The 14300-nt window shown below is 63.6% G+C and carries 16 protein-coding genes; 9 read left to right on the top strand and 7 right to left on the bottom strand.

The features are described 5' to 3' along the window. Positions 1 to 169: 169 nt before the first annotated feature. The 6 genes from WDJ60_RS11595 to WDJ60_RS11570 form a co-directional block, all read right to left on the bottom strand. Positions 170 to 1036, bottom strand: coding sequence for a succinate dehydrogenase/fumarate reductase iron-sulfur subunit (locus tag WDJ60_RS11595; protein WP_340100608.1), 867 nt, complete (start codon positions 1034 to 1036; stop codon positions 170 to 172). Positions 1037 to 1039: 3 nt separating this feature from the next. Beyond that, complete coding sequence (locus WDJ60_RS11590) at positions 1040 to 1405, bottom strand: succinate dehydrogenase hydrophobic membrane anchor subunit (RefSeq protein WP_340100606.1); 366 nt, start codon at positions 1403 to 1405, stop codon at positions 1040 to 1042. Between the two features lie 2 nt (positions 1406 to 1407). After that, entirely contained in the window at positions 1408 to 1803 is a 396-nt protein-coding gene (gene sdhC, locus WDJ60_RS11585) for a succinate dehydrogenase, cytochrome b556 subunit (RefSeq protein WP_340100604.1), read from the bottom strand. Between the two features lie 150 nt (positions 1804 to 1953). Further along, positions 1954 to 2391, bottom strand: coding sequence for a MaoC family dehydratase (locus tag WDJ60_RS11580; protein WP_340100602.1), 438 nt, complete (start codon positions 2389 to 2391; stop codon positions 1954 to 1956). Between the two features lie 42 nt (positions 2392 to 2433). After that, positions 2434 to 3231, bottom strand: a complete 798-nt coding sequence (gene coxB / locus WDJ60_RS11575; RefSeq protein WP_340100601.1) for a cytochrome c oxidase subunit II — start codon at positions 3229 to 3231, stop codon at positions 2434 to 2436. Positions 3232 to 3336: 105 nt separating this feature from the next. Continuing rightward, positions 3337 to 4428, bottom strand: coding sequence for a PGF-CTERM-anchored ABC transporter substrate-binding protein (locus WDJ60_RS11570; RefSeq protein WP_340100600.1), 1092 nt, complete (start codon positions 4426 to 4428; stop codon positions 3337 to 3339). A 101-nt stretch (positions 4429 to 4529) separates the two neighbouring features. Between WDJ60_RS11570 and btuC the strand changes: the two genes are divergently transcribed. The 8 genes from btuC (at position 4530) to WDJ60_RS11530 (ending at position 11607) form a co-directional block, all read left to right on the top strand. Continuing rightward, positions 4530 to 5630, top strand: coding sequence for a vitamin B12 ABC transporter permease BtuC (gene btuC, locus WDJ60_RS11565; RefSeq protein WP_340100598.1), 1101 nt, complete (start codon positions 4530 to 4532; stop codon positions 5628 to 5630). After that, positions 5627 to 6775 (top strand): ATP-binding cassette domain-containing protein, encoded by a 1149-nt coding sequence (locus WDJ60_RS11560; protein WP_340100597.1) that lies wholly within the window; start codon positions 5627 to 5629, stop codon positions 6773 to 6775. The genes btuC and WDJ60_RS11560 overlap by 4 nt, the downstream gene beginning before the upstream one ends. A 63-nt stretch (positions 6776 to 6838) precedes the next feature. Further along, the gene (locus tag WDJ60_RS11555) at positions 6839 to 8248 is read left to right on the top strand and encodes a heme o synthase (RefSeq protein WP_340100596.1); all 1410 of its coding nucleotides are present in this window, start codon (positions 6839 to 6841) and stop codon (positions 8246 to 8248) included. Further along, complete coding sequence (locus WDJ60_RS11550; protein WP_340100595.1) at positions 8245 to 8931, top strand: DUF7546 family protein; 687 nt, start codon at positions 8245 to 8247, stop codon at positions 8929 to 8931. The genes WDJ60_RS11555 and WDJ60_RS11550 overlap by 4 nt, the downstream gene beginning before the upstream one ends. 46 nt (positions 8932 to 8977) lie before the next feature. After that, a complete protein-coding gene (locus WDJ60_RS11545; RefSeq protein WP_340100594.1) occupies positions 8978 to 9208 on the top strand; it encodes an Rdx family protein in 231 nt (76 codons plus the stop codon). 40 nt (positions 9209 to 9248) lie between these two features. Further along, a complete protein-coding gene (gene msrB, locus WDJ60_RS11540) occupies positions 9249 to 9659 on the top strand; it encodes a peptide-methionine (R)-S-oxide reductase MsrB (RefSeq protein WP_340100593.1) in 411 nt (136 codons plus the stop codon). Positions 9660 to 9711: 52 nt separating this feature from the next. Then, positions 9712 to 10551 (top strand): DUF7978 family protein, encoded by an 840-nt coding sequence (locus WDJ60_RS11535; protein WP_340100592.1) that lies wholly within the window; start codon positions 9712 to 9714, stop codon positions 10549 to 10551. A gap of 48 nt (positions 10552 to 10599) precedes the next feature. Further along, on the top strand, positions 10600 to 11607 hold the full coding sequence (locus WDJ60_RS11530; RefSeq protein WP_340100590.1) for a TIGR04024 family LLM class F420-dependent oxidoreductase: 1008 nt from the start codon (positions 10600 to 10602) through the stop codon (positions 11605 to 11607). Here WDJ60_RS11530 and WDJ60_RS11525 read toward each other — a convergent pair. Then, a complete protein-coding gene (locus WDJ60_RS11525; RefSeq protein WP_340100588.1) occupies positions 11604 to 12413 on the bottom strand; it encodes a DUF7839 domain-containing protein in 810 nt (269 codons plus the stop codon). The genes WDJ60_RS11530 and WDJ60_RS11525 overlap by 4 nt on opposite strands. A 232-nt stretch (positions 12414 to 12645) precedes the next feature. On the opposite strand from WDJ60_RS11525, the gene WDJ60_RS11520 reads away from it, so the two are divergent. Then, complete coding sequence (locus tag WDJ60_RS11520) at positions 12646 to 14295, top strand: hypothetical protein (RefSeq protein ID WP_340100587.1); 1650 nt, start codon at positions 12646 to 12648, stop codon at positions 14293 to 14295. Positions 14296 to 14300 lie beyond the last annotated feature (5 nt).

The following is a 14300-nucleotide window of genomic DNA, read 5'->3' as shown; positions in this document are numbered from 1 at the left end:
AGGTTGACTGTAGCGTTCTAATGGTTCCGGTTGACGGCCGCGCCGTCCGCCGGGCGTACGTCGCTCTCAGGACCCTGTGTAGTAAATTCTTGCGTCGTACGCGCGGGCGGACGCGACTCGGTTGCGACTCACGAACGAAAGCTGCTACCGAAAAGGGACGTCTCGGTCGCTACCAGAACTTCAGGTTGTTTTTGACTGCTTCCCGCTTGAGTTCCTGGATGTGTTCGGTCAGCGGGATGTCCTTCGGACAGACCTCGGTACAGGAGAACTGGGTCTGACACCGCCAGACACCGTGTTCCTGCTCGATGATACGCAGGCGCTCCTGTTTGCGGTCTTCGCCTTCACGCTCGTCCATCGCGAAGCGGTAGGCCTTGTTGATGGCTGCCGGGCCGAGATACTCGTTGTCGCCCGCGGCGATGTTACACGAAGACATACAGGCACCACACCAGATACAGCGGGTCGCCATCTTGACATACTCGCGGTTCTCCGGCGTCTGGCGCTGCTCTTCGAGTTCGCCGTCAGGGAGTTCGTCCGCGTCGAAGTAGGGTTCGACCGCGTCCATCTGGTCGTAGAAGTGCTGCATGTCCACGACCAGGTCTTTGACGACTTCCTGGTGGGGAAGCGGTTCGATGCGGATGGGGTCCTCGAGGTCGACGAGCTGGGTCTTACAGCCCAGTCGCTGTCTGCCGTTCACGAATAACGCGTCCGACCCACAGACGGCCTGCTGACAGGAGTGACGGAACGTCAGCGTCGAGTCGTAGTGGTCACGCGCGTAGATGAGCGCGTCGAGGATGGTCATCCCCTTGTGGAACGGGACGATGAAGTCGTCGAAGCGCGGCTCCTGTTTCCCCTCGACTTCGGGGTCGTAGCGGAAGATCTTCAGCCGACGAGTCTCTTCTGCCTCCTCGAGTTCGGCTTCGACGCGCTTTGCGCGTGCGTCCGCCCGCTGTCGTTTGATCTCTCGGCGTTTCTCGCCCGGCGACTGCTCGATTTCGCCCTCTTCTTCGGTTTCCTGAGTGTCCAGTTGCGTACTCATTGTTTAGATGATGTTCGTCATTGCGATTGCGACGCGGGTTCCCTGTGCGACCAGCAGGAGTCCGGCCAGTGCCAGCACGCCGCCGACAGCTTTCTTCTGGCTCCCTTCCAGACCCATGTTGACCAGCGCGTTGTAGACGCCGTTGACGCCGTGGAACGTGGCGGTCACGAGGAACAGCCACATCGTCGCGAAGTAGCCGACCTGACTCATCCGTGCCTGCGTGCCCAGGAACGTAATCTGGTCTGCGTGGTTCACGAAGTGCAACAGGAAGAAGTGAAACGCGAGCACGCCGATGAGGAACACGGCAGTAATTCGCTGGAAGAGCCAGCGGCGCCCACCGCGCTTGAATGAGGAGTAGTGTTCAGCCATTGTTACAGGAGCTTCCCTCCGAGGAAGGTCGGGACACTTGCGACCGTGATTGCGCCGGTCAGAACCATCGATGCGTAGAAGCTCTTGTCCTGTATCTCCAGGCCGACGCCCAGGTCCACGAACAGCAGGCGAATGCCGTTCAGGATGTGGAAGACGGCCACGGCAAGCAGGCCGACCTCGAGGAACCGCACGATGAGCAGTTCCTCCAGTCCCTGCAGCGTGCCCGTATACAGTTCAGCGCCACCCGTGGCGGTACTCAGCACGGCGATGTGTGTAAAGAGGTAGCCGACGAGCACCCAGCCGGTGAACTTGTGGAAGATCCAGGCCCACATCCCGGCCGAAAACTCTCGCCACCGTCCGAAGTCTTCGACGGTGCCTCGGTCGTACGTCTGGCTCATATATCGGGCCGTTGGTGTGCGCACAAATAGTAGTTTCTACACGCGTCCGCAATCCACCCCGACGGGCGTCCGTAATCCGGCAGTTCTGTCACTGGGTGAGAGGTTCTCACCGTCCAATCAGGAACACGTTCGGTTCAGCGGCCCGAAGCACTACTGCTCCCGTCGGTACAGCACCTTCGCCGTCATCGTCAGTACCGGGTCATCGTCCTGATTGCGCGTCGTGATTTCGGTCGTGACCACGCCCCGGCCGTCGTCCCACGGCTCCTTGTCGACGTATTCGGTTTCGACGGAGAGCACGTCACCCGGTTTGACCGGCTGTCGCCACCGGAGTTCGTCGACGCCGGGCGACCCCATCGCCCCGGACTCGGCGAGGTGGTTGTCCACCAGCATTCGCATCGTCATGGCTGCGGTGTGCCAGCCGCTCGCGACGAGTTCACCGAACATCGACTCCCGGGCGACCTCTGGGTCGGTGTGGAACTGCTGTGGATCGTACTGCTCGGCAAAGGAGACGATTTCATCGCTAGTGACCTCGTACGAACCGAACGCGTCCGTCTCGCCGATTTCTACTGATTCGTAACTACTGACCATGGTGGGAGAATCGCAGGAAAAACCAAGTAGCCTCCGACTTCGTCAGTTCGAACTCTCGTTCGTCTGCTCGGTCAGGAACTGTTCGAAATCATCCTCGCTCGTCACTTCGACGGTCCCGAGCATGCCAGAGTGGCCCTGGCCACAGTACTCGGCACAGTAGAGCTGGTACTCGCCTTCGTTGTTCGCCTGCGTGATGAGGGTGTTGTACGTTCCGGGGAAGGCGTCAGATTTCAGCCCGAGATCCGGGACGTGGAACGCGTGAAGCCAGTCGGTCGAGGTGATGTTGAACCGCACCGGTCTGTCGGTCGGTATGACGAGCCCCTGCCCGTCACTGCTGGCTTGCGTGTACTCCACTTCGGATACCGTGGCGTTCTCACCGAGATCACTCTCGTTGACGAACTGGTCGACCGTCTCGTTGGGATAGGTGTACGTCCAGGCGTACTTCTGTCCGGTCACCTGAATCTCGATGGGTTCCTGGTCGGCTTCGAGAGCCTGATTCGAACTGGCGGTCACGTACGGGTTGGCGAGCACCGAGTACGCGCCGATACCGACTGCGACCAGAATGATGGCCGTCGCGACCGTCCAGACGATTTCCAGGCGGCGGTTCTCCTTCGTCGGCAGTGGTTCCTCCTGCTTGCGATACTTCCAGACCGTGTAGATAAGGATGCCCTCGACGAGCACTGCAATGGGGATTGCGAGATACAGCAGCCAACTGTTGAGTCCCCAGATGAGTTCCTCTGTCGTCGTGTCGGCCGTCGACTGTGCCGCCGCAGGGTCGACGACGAACGCGAGGAAGAGGACGCCGAGAAGCGTGGCAAGCCCGGCACGTCGCTGATTCATGCGTGAGCGACGGTTAGGATTTGCGGCATAAATAGCTACTGTCTTTCATGCAAGGCAGTCCGCTGAACTGCCCCCGTTTTGGCCCGAACTGTCGCTCGGGGTCCGTCAGGATTGGCGACGCGCGACCAGTCCGAGCGCGAGCACTGCAGCCACTGCGACACCCGCGCCGAACCCGGGCCCGTTTGCACCGGCCGGCTCGGTTTCGGTGGTTTCGTTCGACCCACCGCACGTGGTCGGTTCGGGCGTCTCGATGGTGTCGAAGTCGATCTGACCGTACGCTTCAGGATGGAACGTCTCCGCGAGCGTCCGCAGTACCTGCGTCGTGCGCGGTCCCGGCTGGTTGATGTAGTTCGGGTTGACCCGGACAATCTGGTTCTCGCGGACTGCAGTTGTTCCGTTTACCCCCTCGTTGGACGGCACCGCGAATCCCTCCTGAATGATGAGCCACTGCGGGTCCTGCTCTGCGACGACCTCTGAGCTGATGGTGTTGTACCCGTCGATGGAGTCTGTAGCGATGTTGTCTGCACCGGCCGAGTTGACGATGTCGTTGACGAAGGTGTTACTCCCGGCAGTGAAGCCACCGCCGAGCGGGTAGTACACTCGCGGGCGCTCTTCACCCTCGACGGCGTTCTCGATGGCAGCGACAGTCCCCTGCATCTCCGCGGACACCTGCGCCGCCGACTCGAACTCCCCGACCATCTGCCCGGTCAGTTCGGTCTTTGCGGCCACGTCATCGAATGACGTTGCGCCCTCGAACCGGTAGACCGTCAGATCGGCGGCCCGGAGATTCTCGACGGTGTCGTTCTGGATGATGTTCGGTGCGAGAACGATATCGGGTTCGAGTCCGACGACCCGCTCGCGGATTGGCTGTCCCTGGTCGTCGACAACGTTGGTCTTCGAGTCAGAGCCGTCCAGATACGAGGTGTACTGGTTGACCGGCATCCCGACGACCTTGTCCTGTGCGCCGATATCCCACATCACTTGCGCCGCGCTCGGTCCGAGCACGACGACGCGCTCTGGCTCGTCGTCGACTGTGACCTCGGTTCCTGTCGCGTCGGTCGCAGCAACCGGATACTCACAGTCGACTGTCCCGTCTGCCTGTGACGTTACCTGCGGTGCCTGTCCGACTGCAACCCCGCTAAACGACGCGAGGAGAACTGTTACGGCGAGAGCGACTGTCACGACTGTTTGACGCATACCCATCACTCCCCCGCTATGAAATAAATATTTACCTAATCCAAACTGCATTGTCATGGAGCAACAGATATTTCTATACCGCAAGTCGAGTTGTGGAGAAGATGACGGCACGGACGCGAGTCACCCTCTGGTCGGCAGGGCTGGTGGCGCTCCTCGGTCTGACAATGCTGGCCAGTGCCACGGTCGGCCCCGTCGACCTCGGCCTCCTCGCGGTCGCGAAAGCGTGTCTCAACGCCGTCGGGATTCCGACCGGCCTCGGCCTCTCGGAGGGGCTGATAACTGTCGGCGGCGTTCGCTTTGCCGTCCCCGTCCCGGACCTCTCGTACACCTACCCGTTCTCCTTTACTGTCCCCACGATCGCAGAGACAATCGTCCGACAGCTCCGCCTCCCCCGCATCGCGCTCGCGGCCGTCGTCGGGTTCGCGCTCGCGGCGGCCGGCGCGGTCATGCAGGGCTTTTTCAGGAATCCGATGGCCGACCCCTCGATCATCGGCGTCTCTTCCGGTGCGGCAGTCGGCGCTGTTGCGACGATTGCGCTCCCGCTGGCAGTTCCGTTCGGTATCCAGACCGCCGCCTTCGTCGGCGCGCTCCTGACGGCCTTCGCTGTCTATCTCATCGCGACCGAAGGCGGGCGCACGCCCGTCGCGACGCTGTTGCTTGCGGGCGTGGCCGTCCAGTCGCTGCTCGGAGCGGTCGTCTCCTATCTCCTCCTGCAGTCCGGCGAGAGTCTCGAACAGGCGCTCTACTGGCTGATGGGGAATCTCCACAACAGCACGTGGAGTCAGGTCGAGGCGACGGTTCCGATGGCTGCACTTGCGTTCCTCGTCCTCGTCGCGTACGCGCGTGATCTGAACGTCCTCCTGCTCGGCGAAGAGGACGCCAGTGCGCTCGGTATCGAAGTCGAGCGGACCAAGCGCGTATTGCTCGGCGTCTCCAGTCTCATCACGGCCGCCGCCGTCGCAGTTGCAGGGGTCATCGGCTTCGTCGGTCTCGTCGTCCCCCACATGATGCGGCTGGTCGTCGGCCCCGACCACCGCGTGCTGTTGCCGACGAGCGCACTCGCCGGCGCAATCTTCCTCGTGGCCACTGACACCGTCGCCCGCTCCGGTCCGGCGACGCTCCCGGTCGGCATCGTCACCGCCGCGCTCGGTGCGCCTTTCTTTCTCTACCTGCTCCGCCGACGGGAGGTGCATGCACTGTGATTCGTCTCGACGACGTGTCAGTCGCCTTCGGTGACCTGACCGTCCTCGACGAGGTATCGTGCCGGGTCGACTCGGGGGAGTTCGTCGGCCTCGTCGGGCCGAACGGAGCCGGCAAGACGACGCTTCTCCGGACGATAAACGGGGTGCTGCCTCCAGATAGCGGCAGTGTCACGCTGGACGGCGACAGGCGCTCGAAACTCTCCTCGCGGGCGGTCGGACGTCGCGTCGCGACGGTGCCACAGGACACTCACATCGGCTTTTCCTTTACCGCAGAGCAGATCGTCGAGATGGGGCGAACCCCCCACCGCTCACGGCTCGACTGGAGCGACCACGGCGACCCCGTCGAGCGCGCGCTTGTCCGGACAGAGACCACCGAACTCCGGGACAGGACTGTCGAGGAACTCAGCGGCGGCGAGCGCCAGCGGGTCCTTCTCGCGCGTGCGCTCGCTCAAGAGACGCCAGCGCTTGTCCTCGACGAACCGACGGCGAGCCTCGACATCAACCACCAGATTCAGGTCCTCGATATCGTGCGCAGTCTGGTCGACGAGGACCGTGCTGCCGTGGCTGCCATCCACGATTTGGACCTGGCCGCGCGCTACTGTGACCGACTCATCCTGTTGCAAAACGGCGGTATTCGTGCCAGCGGTCCGCCCGACTCCGTGCTCGCAGACCCCTCCCTGGAGGAGGCGTTCGACACGCAGACCGCAGTCACGCGAAATCCGGTGACCGGTACCTCGACTGTTGCGGCAATCGCCGAACAGGGCGAGACAGAGGGACACGTCCACGTCGTCGGCGGGGGCGAAGTCGCTGCGAGGGTCGTCGGCGAGTGCTGGCGAGCAGGCTTCGAGGTGACACTCGGCGTCGTCACGGAGGGCGACGTGGCAGCCGACACCGCCAGACAACTCGACGTGGAGTGTGTGACTGCGCCGCCGTTCGAGACACCGCCGAAAGCAGTCAGACAGCGAGCCGGCGCAGCCGTCGACCGGGCCGACGTGGTCGTCGATACCGGCGGACCAGGGAGCGAGACGGTACGCTCAGCAGTGGCCGAGCACGACACGGTGGTCGATGCGACCGACGGGAGTGCGGCGGCGGTCCAGCGAGCCGTCGAAACCGAACTTGTCCGGGCGGCGAGCGCTGACGACTGACAGCGGGCTCGTCTGGCACGCGAAAAGCGCACCACATAAGTGCGCCGCGTCGAAGGCTATGGTATGTTCCCCAGCCGGAGACGCCCGGGTGTGGCTGGTCTCCTCTCTGCAGCGGCTATCGGCGTCTACCTGCTGGTCGTCGCCGGTGCGACCGCGTCGGTCGCAGACGCCGCCAGTGCCTGTACATCGTGGCCGCTCTGTCACGGTCCGCTGCTCGAGACGACCACACTCATTGCCGTCGGCCACCGCATTCTCGCCGCTATCGTCGGTGTACTCGTCGTCGCTGCCGCTATCGCAGCGCTCAGGAGCGACGTGAGCCGGCGCGTCCGCGCGGCAATCATGTTCGCACTCGCGCTGTATCCCGTCCAGATTGCGGTCGGCGCACTGCTTGCAACCAGCGCGGGCGCCGCGCCGTTCCCCGGCACGCACCTGTTCGTCGGCGTCGGGATCTTCAGTACGCTCGTCGTCGCACTGGCCTGGCAACTCGAAGCCGAGACCGGTACCGCGGACGACGACACTATCGAACAGCCCGAACTCGCGGCGGAGCCAGTCGAGGACTCGGCTGACGAGTCGCCCGTCACCCCGCTTGCCGAGCGCCCGCTCGGCGAGCGGCTCAAAGTCCGCGGCTTCGCGTACTTCCGGCTGATGAAACCGCGCCTGATGTGGCTGCTCTGTCTGGTCGCTGCCGCCGGGATGGCGCTGGCGGCCGGTCCGGGCCTCGCCGTCCGAACGATCGTGTTGACTCTCGGCGGTGGCGTTCTCGCTATCGGCGCGAGCGGGACGTTCAACCACGTCCTCGAATGGGAGAAGGACAAGCGGATGAACCGGACAAGCGACCGGCCAGTCGCGACCCACCAGATTCCGAAACACAACGCCATCGTCTTCGGTGTCGCGCTCGCTGCGCTCTCGCTGGGGGTCTTCTGGCAGGTCAACCTGCTCACGGCAGCGCTCGGCCTCGTCGCCATCCTCTTTTATACGGTCATCTACACGCTCGTGCTCAAACCCAACACCGTCCAGAACACGGTCATCGGCGGAGCGGCAGGGGCGCTCCCGGCGCTCATCGGCTGGGCTGCCGTCACCAGCGATATCGGCGTCCCCGCCATCGCGCTCGCAGTCCTCATCTTCGTCTGGACGCCCGCCCACTTCTACAACCTCGCGCTGGCGTACAAGGACGACTACGCCCGCGGCGGGTTCCCGATGATGCCCGTCGTCCGCGGCGAGACGACGACGCGGAAACACATCCTGCTGTGGCTCGGCGCGACGCTCGTCTCGACGGGCGCGCTCGTCGGGATGACCGACCTGGGGTGGCTGGTCGCGGCGGTGACCGCCGCAGTCGGCGCGGTGTTCCTCTGGGCTGTCGTCCGCCTGCACCGCGAGCAGACCGAGCAGGCCGCCTTCCGCGCGTTCCACGCCTCGAACGCATACCTCGGCCTCCTGCTCGTGACAATCGTCGTCGACGCCCTCGTCCTATGAGTACGATCGACGTCGGTAAGCGCCTACGCCCGGACGGTGAGACGCTCGCGTGGCTGGCGCTCGTCTTCACCACCGAGTTCCTCATCGTCGCTGCCTACGTCCTCGTCTTCGACGTTGCCATCCGGGACTGGACGCTGTTCGTCGTCCCCTTCGTCTGGATAAACGTCGCCGGCTGGGCGATCTACCACACCACCCCTGCGCCGTCGCTGGCGCGGAGACGCCGAATCGCGGGGGCAATCGCCGGTGGGTACTTCCTTCTGCTCTCGTACTTCGGGGGCATCTTCGCCGTCCACTCCCACGATCACGGGCCAGTGGGCGGGTTCACGGTCGATTTCGTGGGGCTTCCCCCGGGGTGGAGCCCCTCCCTTCTGTACACCGGAGAGATGGTTCACCTCGTCTTCCTCCCGTACAAGGTCATCGGCTACATCGCGCTGGCGTATCTCGTCTACAAGACCGCGCTCGACGCGTCGAGTGCAATCTTCGGTGGCTTGGTCGGCATCTTCTCGTGTGTCTCCTGTTCGTTCCCGCTCATCGCCGGCATCGTGACAGGCGTCGTCGGCGGCGGCAGCGCACTCGCCGCCGCGACCGCGCAGTCGTCGTATCTCCTCTCGACGGTCGTCTTTGTCATCACCGTCGGGCTACTCTACTGGCAACCCTCGATACGCGGAGTCGTCAGTCGCTAACGCGGCACTCGATAGGTTGTTCAGGCCGCCGGCAGTACCACCGCTCATGACGACAGTCGAGATCGAGTACTGCGTTCCGTGTGGATTCCGCGACCGTGCGCTGGACGTACAGCGAGCAATTCTGACCGCGCTGGAACGCGACATCGACGAGTTTCGGCTGGTGATGGGCGATCACGGCATTTTCCAGGTGAACGTCGACGGGACGACCGTCTTCGACAAAGACGAAGACGAGTTCGACGTGGACGCTATCGTCCGGGCAGTCCGCGGCGCTCTCTGACGGCCAGGTAGTTATGACCTTCCAGCCCCTACTGTGGGCCATGAGCGAACACGAATCCCGAGAGGTGCCCGAGAGCGACGAGGAGTGGCGCGAGATACTGACGGACGAGGAGTATCGCATTCTCCGCGAGGCCGGGACGGAACCCCGCTTCAGCGGCGACCTGCTGGACGTGAAAGACGACGGTATCTTCCGGTGTGCCGGCTGTGGCGCGGAACTGTTCGACTCCGAGACAAAGTTCGAGTCGGGGAGCGGCTGGCCGAGCTTCTGGGACGTCTACCAGGAGGGCAACGTCGAGACGCGCGTCGACAACAGCCACGGGATGCGGCGGACCGAGGTCGTCTGCGCACAGTGTGAGGGACACCTCGGGCACGTCTTCGACGACGGCCCCGAACCGACGGGGAAACGCTACTGTATCAACTCCGCGTCGCTGGAGTTCGACGACGACGCCTGACCGGGCAGCGACCACCAGAAGGCTTTTTTCCCGGTCGTTGAATTGAACAGGTGTGTCAGAAGACGACGCGGACGAGTCGGAGAAGAAAAACGAGTCGGACAAGATGGACGCACCAGACGGCGAAGAGACACTGCTGACCAAATTAGACTCCTATCCGCTCGCTCAGGGGCTGGTCGGCGGCGTCGCGTCGTTTCTCGGTGGCTATGTCCTCCTCTTCGGACTGCTCGCTGCGGTCGACAGCATCGATTTCGGCCAGGGAGCCAGCAATATCCTCCAGAGCGTCGGACAGATCTTCTACAACGTGTTACACGTGCCGACGTACGTCCGCCTGAACCGGACCCAGGAGGTCCAGCAACGCGCCGAAAACGGGACAGTCACCAGCGAGCAGGAGATTGTCAGCGTCACCGAACAGTGGCAGAACGGCATCACCGGAACCCGGACGATAGAACAGCGCCGGTATCTCGACGGCGAACTCGTCGGGAACGCCTCGCAGTCGACGACCTTCGACCCGGGACTACCGGTGCCGGAACTGCTCTATCTGGCGATACCTGTCGTCGCGCTCCTCCTCGTCGGCTACGTCTACGGCGACCAGTACTTCGACCTCGACGAGTGGGACCCGAACACGATCATCGTCCAGGGACTGCTCGGCGGCGTGATGCTCACCGTCGGCTACCTGCTTGTCACACTCGGGGGAACGTATCTCCTGGTCGAGACTGGTTCGCAGGGACAGGCCGTACTTCATCCGGCGCGGTTCGACGCGCTCGTCTCCGGAATCGTCTATCCGCTCGCCGCGGGCACTGCTGGTGTGATCGTCGGACAACTCTCGATAGCGGATTTGCAGCAACAGCGAGCAGATGCCGAGAACGCAGGCGACGACACCGACCAGTCCTGACCGACCGGCGGCACAGTTTTATTCCCATTCGGACCAACAGGAGAGCGTATGAGCACCGTCGTCCGTGACCTGTTTCTGCCGGTCGCCGCCCAGCCGAGCATCGACGATATCGCCGAGATGAGTACCCGCGCCGAGCGAGAAGGGTACGACCGTGTCTGGCTCCCCGAGACGTGGGGCCGGGACGCCGTCACTGTCCTCGCGACAATCGCCGAACGAACGGACGAGGTCGGTATCGGCACCTCCATCATGAACGTCTACTCGCGCTCGCCGGCTCTCATCGGACAGACTGCGGCGACCCTGCAGGAAGCATCAGACGGGCGATTCCGACTCGGACTCGGACCGAGCGGCCCCATCCTGATGGAAGGGTGGCACGGCGTCGACTACGGGAACCCGCTCCGGCGAACCCGCGAGAGCATCGACGTCATCCGGCAGGTCCTCGCCGGCGAGACCGTTCAGTACGACGGCGAGTACTTCCAGCTCGCCGGGTTTCGGCTCCGACAGGGTCCGCCGGAGGTCCCGCCATCGATCGATGCCGGCGGGATGGGACCCAAATCCGTCGAACTGGCCGGCCGCTTCGGCGACGGCTGGCACGCGCTGATGCTCACACCGGAGGGACTGGCCGACCGCGTCGCGGACTTCGAGCGAGGGAGCGAGATGGGCGACATCGACCGCGACGACCAGCGGATAACTGTCTCTGTCGGATGCTGTGCACTGGAGGACCGCGAGCGCGCCCGCTATCTCGCTCGCGAGCATCTGGCCTTTTACGTCGGCGGAATGGGGACTTTCTACCGCGAGGCGATGTCCCGCCAGGGCTACGAGGAGACGGCGAAGACCATCGCACAGCGCTGGGGGAGCGGCGACAAGGAGGCCGCGATCGACGCTATCGACGACGACGTACTCGATGCCTTTTCGGCCGCTGGGCACCCCGACGAGTGTCGCGAGCGACTGGCTGCCTTCGAGCGTATCGACGGCGTCGACGCGGTCGCAGTGTCGTTCCCGCGAGCAGCCGACGGCGAGGAGATTGCGGCGACGACGGAGATACTGGCAGCGGACTAATCGGTCTGGGCGTCGACGACTTCGTAGGTGATTGAGCCGTCCCGGAGTTTGTCAGTGTGGGCAGAGAGATTACCGGCGACGGAAAGCAAGAGCACGTCGAGTCCTTTCGTCGCCGCTTCGCGGACGGCGTCGGGCGTCGCAAACTCGATGTCCGGAGTCAGTCCGGCACGGCGGGCAACGGCGACGGCCTCAGTTCCGGAGACAGCCACGAGGTCGTGGTCAGTCGCGTACGCACCGACTGCGTCGGCGTCGACGCCACCGCTTCCACCGTTGCGGACCATCGGGACGGAGACGGCCGTCACCGCACCGAGTTCGTAGTCGACGACACCGTCGAAGTCCGTGACGCCGACTTCCTGACCCTCCGTCGCGTCGGTGACCGCCACGGCAGTGGCCGACCCCGCGTCACCGGGCGTCGCGTGGAGGTAGCCGTCGCGCATCGACAGCGAAACGCGGTCGCCCTCGGTAATCGAACCGGTGGCGAGTGCGCTCTCGACTTCGACCTGTCCGATAACGTCCGAAGAGACGTGTTCGACGAACGACCGGAGTCTGTCGGTCTGTGAGATGAGCCAGTCGACGCCCTCCTTTGTCACCTCGTACCGACCACGACCGAGCTTCTCGACGTGTGACTGCTCGACGAGTTCCTGTAGATAGTTGCTGACTGCCTGGGAGGTGATACCGATAGCGTCGGCGATTTCCTGCTGGCTGACGGCGGGTTGTCGCTCGGCTATCTCGACGAGTATCTGATACCGCGTCGCGTTGCGCTTGCTCTGGAGCACGTCCGTCTCCCCCGCGGCGTGTTCTGCCATTGCCGGGTCTCAGGACGGATACCTCAAGTATCTTTGCCAAGCAACTCTCTCTATGCCCGTTATTCCGGCACTCGGCGAAAATCAAACAATTTAGATTTGGTTAAGTAATCTGTATTTGTATCCTCACCCATCTGAGTTGGTGTTTGCCGGTGACGAACAGGTAACCTCTGAAAGACGAAATGACAACCAACCACCCCGAAAACGAGCGGCAGCGAGCGTTTTATTATCTTCTGTGAGAATAGAACGCCCGGGATTAGTTATCACCGACACCGATGAAAACCCGTCTCTATCATCCGGTTCGGGGGGCGCGAGAGGGGCGCTTCCTGAGCGGGCCATAGACGATATCACAGATGATAACGAGCGGGTGCGTGCGGCATTCACTAGCTCCGAGGGGCTCACGCGCATCTCCGGTGAGGCGGAGCGCCGCGTGTCGTTTCCGGTGGTTATGGTCGTCACCGACGAGCGGATACTGTTCGTCGCGGGCGACCGGACCGACGGCGAAATTGGCACGGACGCGGGGTCGCTGGCGTACGACGACCTCGCGGCCGTCGCGATCGAGGGGACGGACCCGGCCACACTCGCGCTGTCGATGGCAAACGGCGTTCGGTGGGAGTTTCCGCTCCCGGATGCAGACCCCGAGGTCGTCGACAGCGTCGTCCGACACCTCCGCTGGGTCGGCGAACTCCGGTCGCGGCTGGTGGCCTGTCGCAACGACCTGGAACTGGCCGCCGGGGAGATACGAGCGCGTGCCGACGCGATGGACTGGGACGAAGCAGAGGAGGTCTACGACGAGCATCGGCAAGCACTCGACCAACTCATCGAGGCAGTCCAGTGGACGAAGCCGATAGCCGACGACGTCATCGCACCCGAGTTGACCGAGATGGAGCGAACGCTCGAACGGGCGTACGCTCGTCTCTGCATCGAGCACGCCCAGTCGCAACTCGAACTCGGACAACAGCTCATCGAGAACGAGGACTACGACCAGGCGCGGAAGGTGCTCCAGACAGCACAGCAGTACTACGACCGGGCCAGTGGTCGCGCCGACGCCATCGAGCGAGGGGATGCCTTCCGCTTCGGAGAGCAGCGAGAACTCCTGGAGGAACTCGACAGGCTGGAGTGGGAAATCGAGGCCGTCGCTGCCGAGCCCATCCGCCGAGCGCACGAAGCCAAAATCATGGGCAAGAACGCGACCCAGACCGCAGTCGCCGTCGACCACTGGGAGACCGCGTTTCGCCGGTACGGCAACGTTCTCACGCTGGACTGGGGCACCGAGGGGCGGAGTTTCGCCGGTGACCCCGACGAGATTCGCGCGGAGATGCACAGGGCGGCAGCCACGCTGGTCGATCTCCACACCACGCTGGCACGCACGAAGTGGAACGAGGGCGTCACACTGGAGCGCAACGACGACATCAAGAACGCGCTCAGGGCGTGTACCGACGCCACGGACCACCTCGACCGTGCGGCCGAACTCGCTGGGGAGTTCCGCCCCGACGACGCGTCCGCCGTCGAACAGCGCCGCGACGAGATGAGAGCGGCACTCCAGGAAATGCGCGACACCGGGATAGTCGACAGCGACGATCCGGAACAGGCAGAACCCGATGCAGAAGACCAAGCGACCGACACCGAACAAGCAGCGGCAGAGCCAGCAGCCGAGAGCGAACGGTCGCTGAGGGATGCGGAGGACCTGCTCAACCTCGACACACACCAGGAAATCACGTTCGACGCGACAGTCGAGGGAGAAGTCGACGACGGGCGTCGAGACCAGCATGAACGCGGTGAGGAAGAGACAGGCAACGACGGCGACAGTGAGCGACAGGACGATAGGGAACGAGTGGATAGAGACAGTTCTGAGACCGTCCTTCACTCGGACGGATCGGAGTAGCACTG

It is taken from the genome of Salinibaculum salinum, assembly GCF_037645885.1.
GTDB classification, from domain to species: domain Archaea; phylum Halobacteriota; class Halobacteria; order Halobacteriales; family Haloarculaceae; genus Salinibaculum; species Salinibaculum salinum.
Note: the sequence above shows the minus strand (reverse complement) of the source record. Positions and strands in the feature narration are given on the sequence as shown.

What these genes read in the sequence shown, in the direction of transcription:
- WDJ60_RS11595 (WP_340100608.1), bottom strand. Translation starts at nt 1,036, where the DNA reads ATGAGTACGCAACTGGACACTCAGGAAACCGAAGAAGAGGGCGAAATC.
- WDJ60_RS11590 (WP_340100606.1), bottom strand. Translation starts at nt 1,405, where the DNA reads ATGGCTGAACACTACTCCTCATTCAAGCGCGGTGGGCGCCGCTGGCTC.
- sdhC (WP_340100604.1), bottom strand. Translation starts at nt 1,803, where the DNA reads ATGAGCCAGACGTACGACCGAGGCACCGTCGAAGACTTCGGACGGTGG.
- WDJ60_RS11580 (WP_340100602.1), bottom strand. Translation starts at nt 2,391, where the DNA reads ATGGTCAGTAGTTACGAATCAGTAGAAATCGGCGAGACGGACGCGTTC.
- coxB (WP_340100601.1), bottom strand. Translation starts at nt 3,231, where the DNA reads ATGAATCAGCGACGTGCCGGGCTTGCCACGCTTCTCGGCGTCCTCTTC.
- WDJ60_RS11570 (WP_340100600.1), bottom strand. Translation starts at nt 4,428, where the DNA reads ATGCGTCAAACAGTCGTGACAGTCGCTCTCGCCGTAACAGTTCTCCTC.
- btuC (WP_340100598.1), top strand. Translation starts at nt 4,530, where the DNA reads ATGACGGCACGGACGCGAGTCACCCTCTGGTCGGCAGGGCTGGTGGCG.
- WDJ60_RS11555 (WP_340100596.1), top strand. Translation starts at nt 6,839, where the DNA reads ATGTTCCCCAGCCGGAGACGCCCGGGTGTGGCTGGTCTCCTCTCTGCA.
- WDJ60_RS11550 (WP_340100595.1), top strand. Translation starts at nt 8,245, where the DNA reads ATGAGTACGATCGACGTCGGTAAGCGCCTACGCCCGGACGGTGAGACG.
- WDJ60_RS11545 (WP_340100594.1), top strand. Translation starts at nt 8,978, where the DNA reads ATGACGACAGTCGAGATCGAGTACTGCGTTCCGTGTGGATTCCGCGAC.
- msrB (WP_340100593.1), top strand. Translation starts at nt 9,249, where the DNA reads ATGAGCGAACACGAATCCCGAGAGGTGCCCGAGAGCGACGAGGAGTGG.
- WDJ60_RS11530 (WP_340100590.1), top strand. Translation starts at nt 10,600, where the DNA reads ATGAGCACCGTCGTCCGTGACCTGTTTCTGCCGGTCGCCGCCCAGCCG.
- WDJ60_RS11525 (WP_340100588.1), bottom strand. Translation starts at nt 12,413, where the DNA reads ATGGCAGAACACGCCGCGGGGGAGACGGACGTGCTCCAGAGCAAGCGC.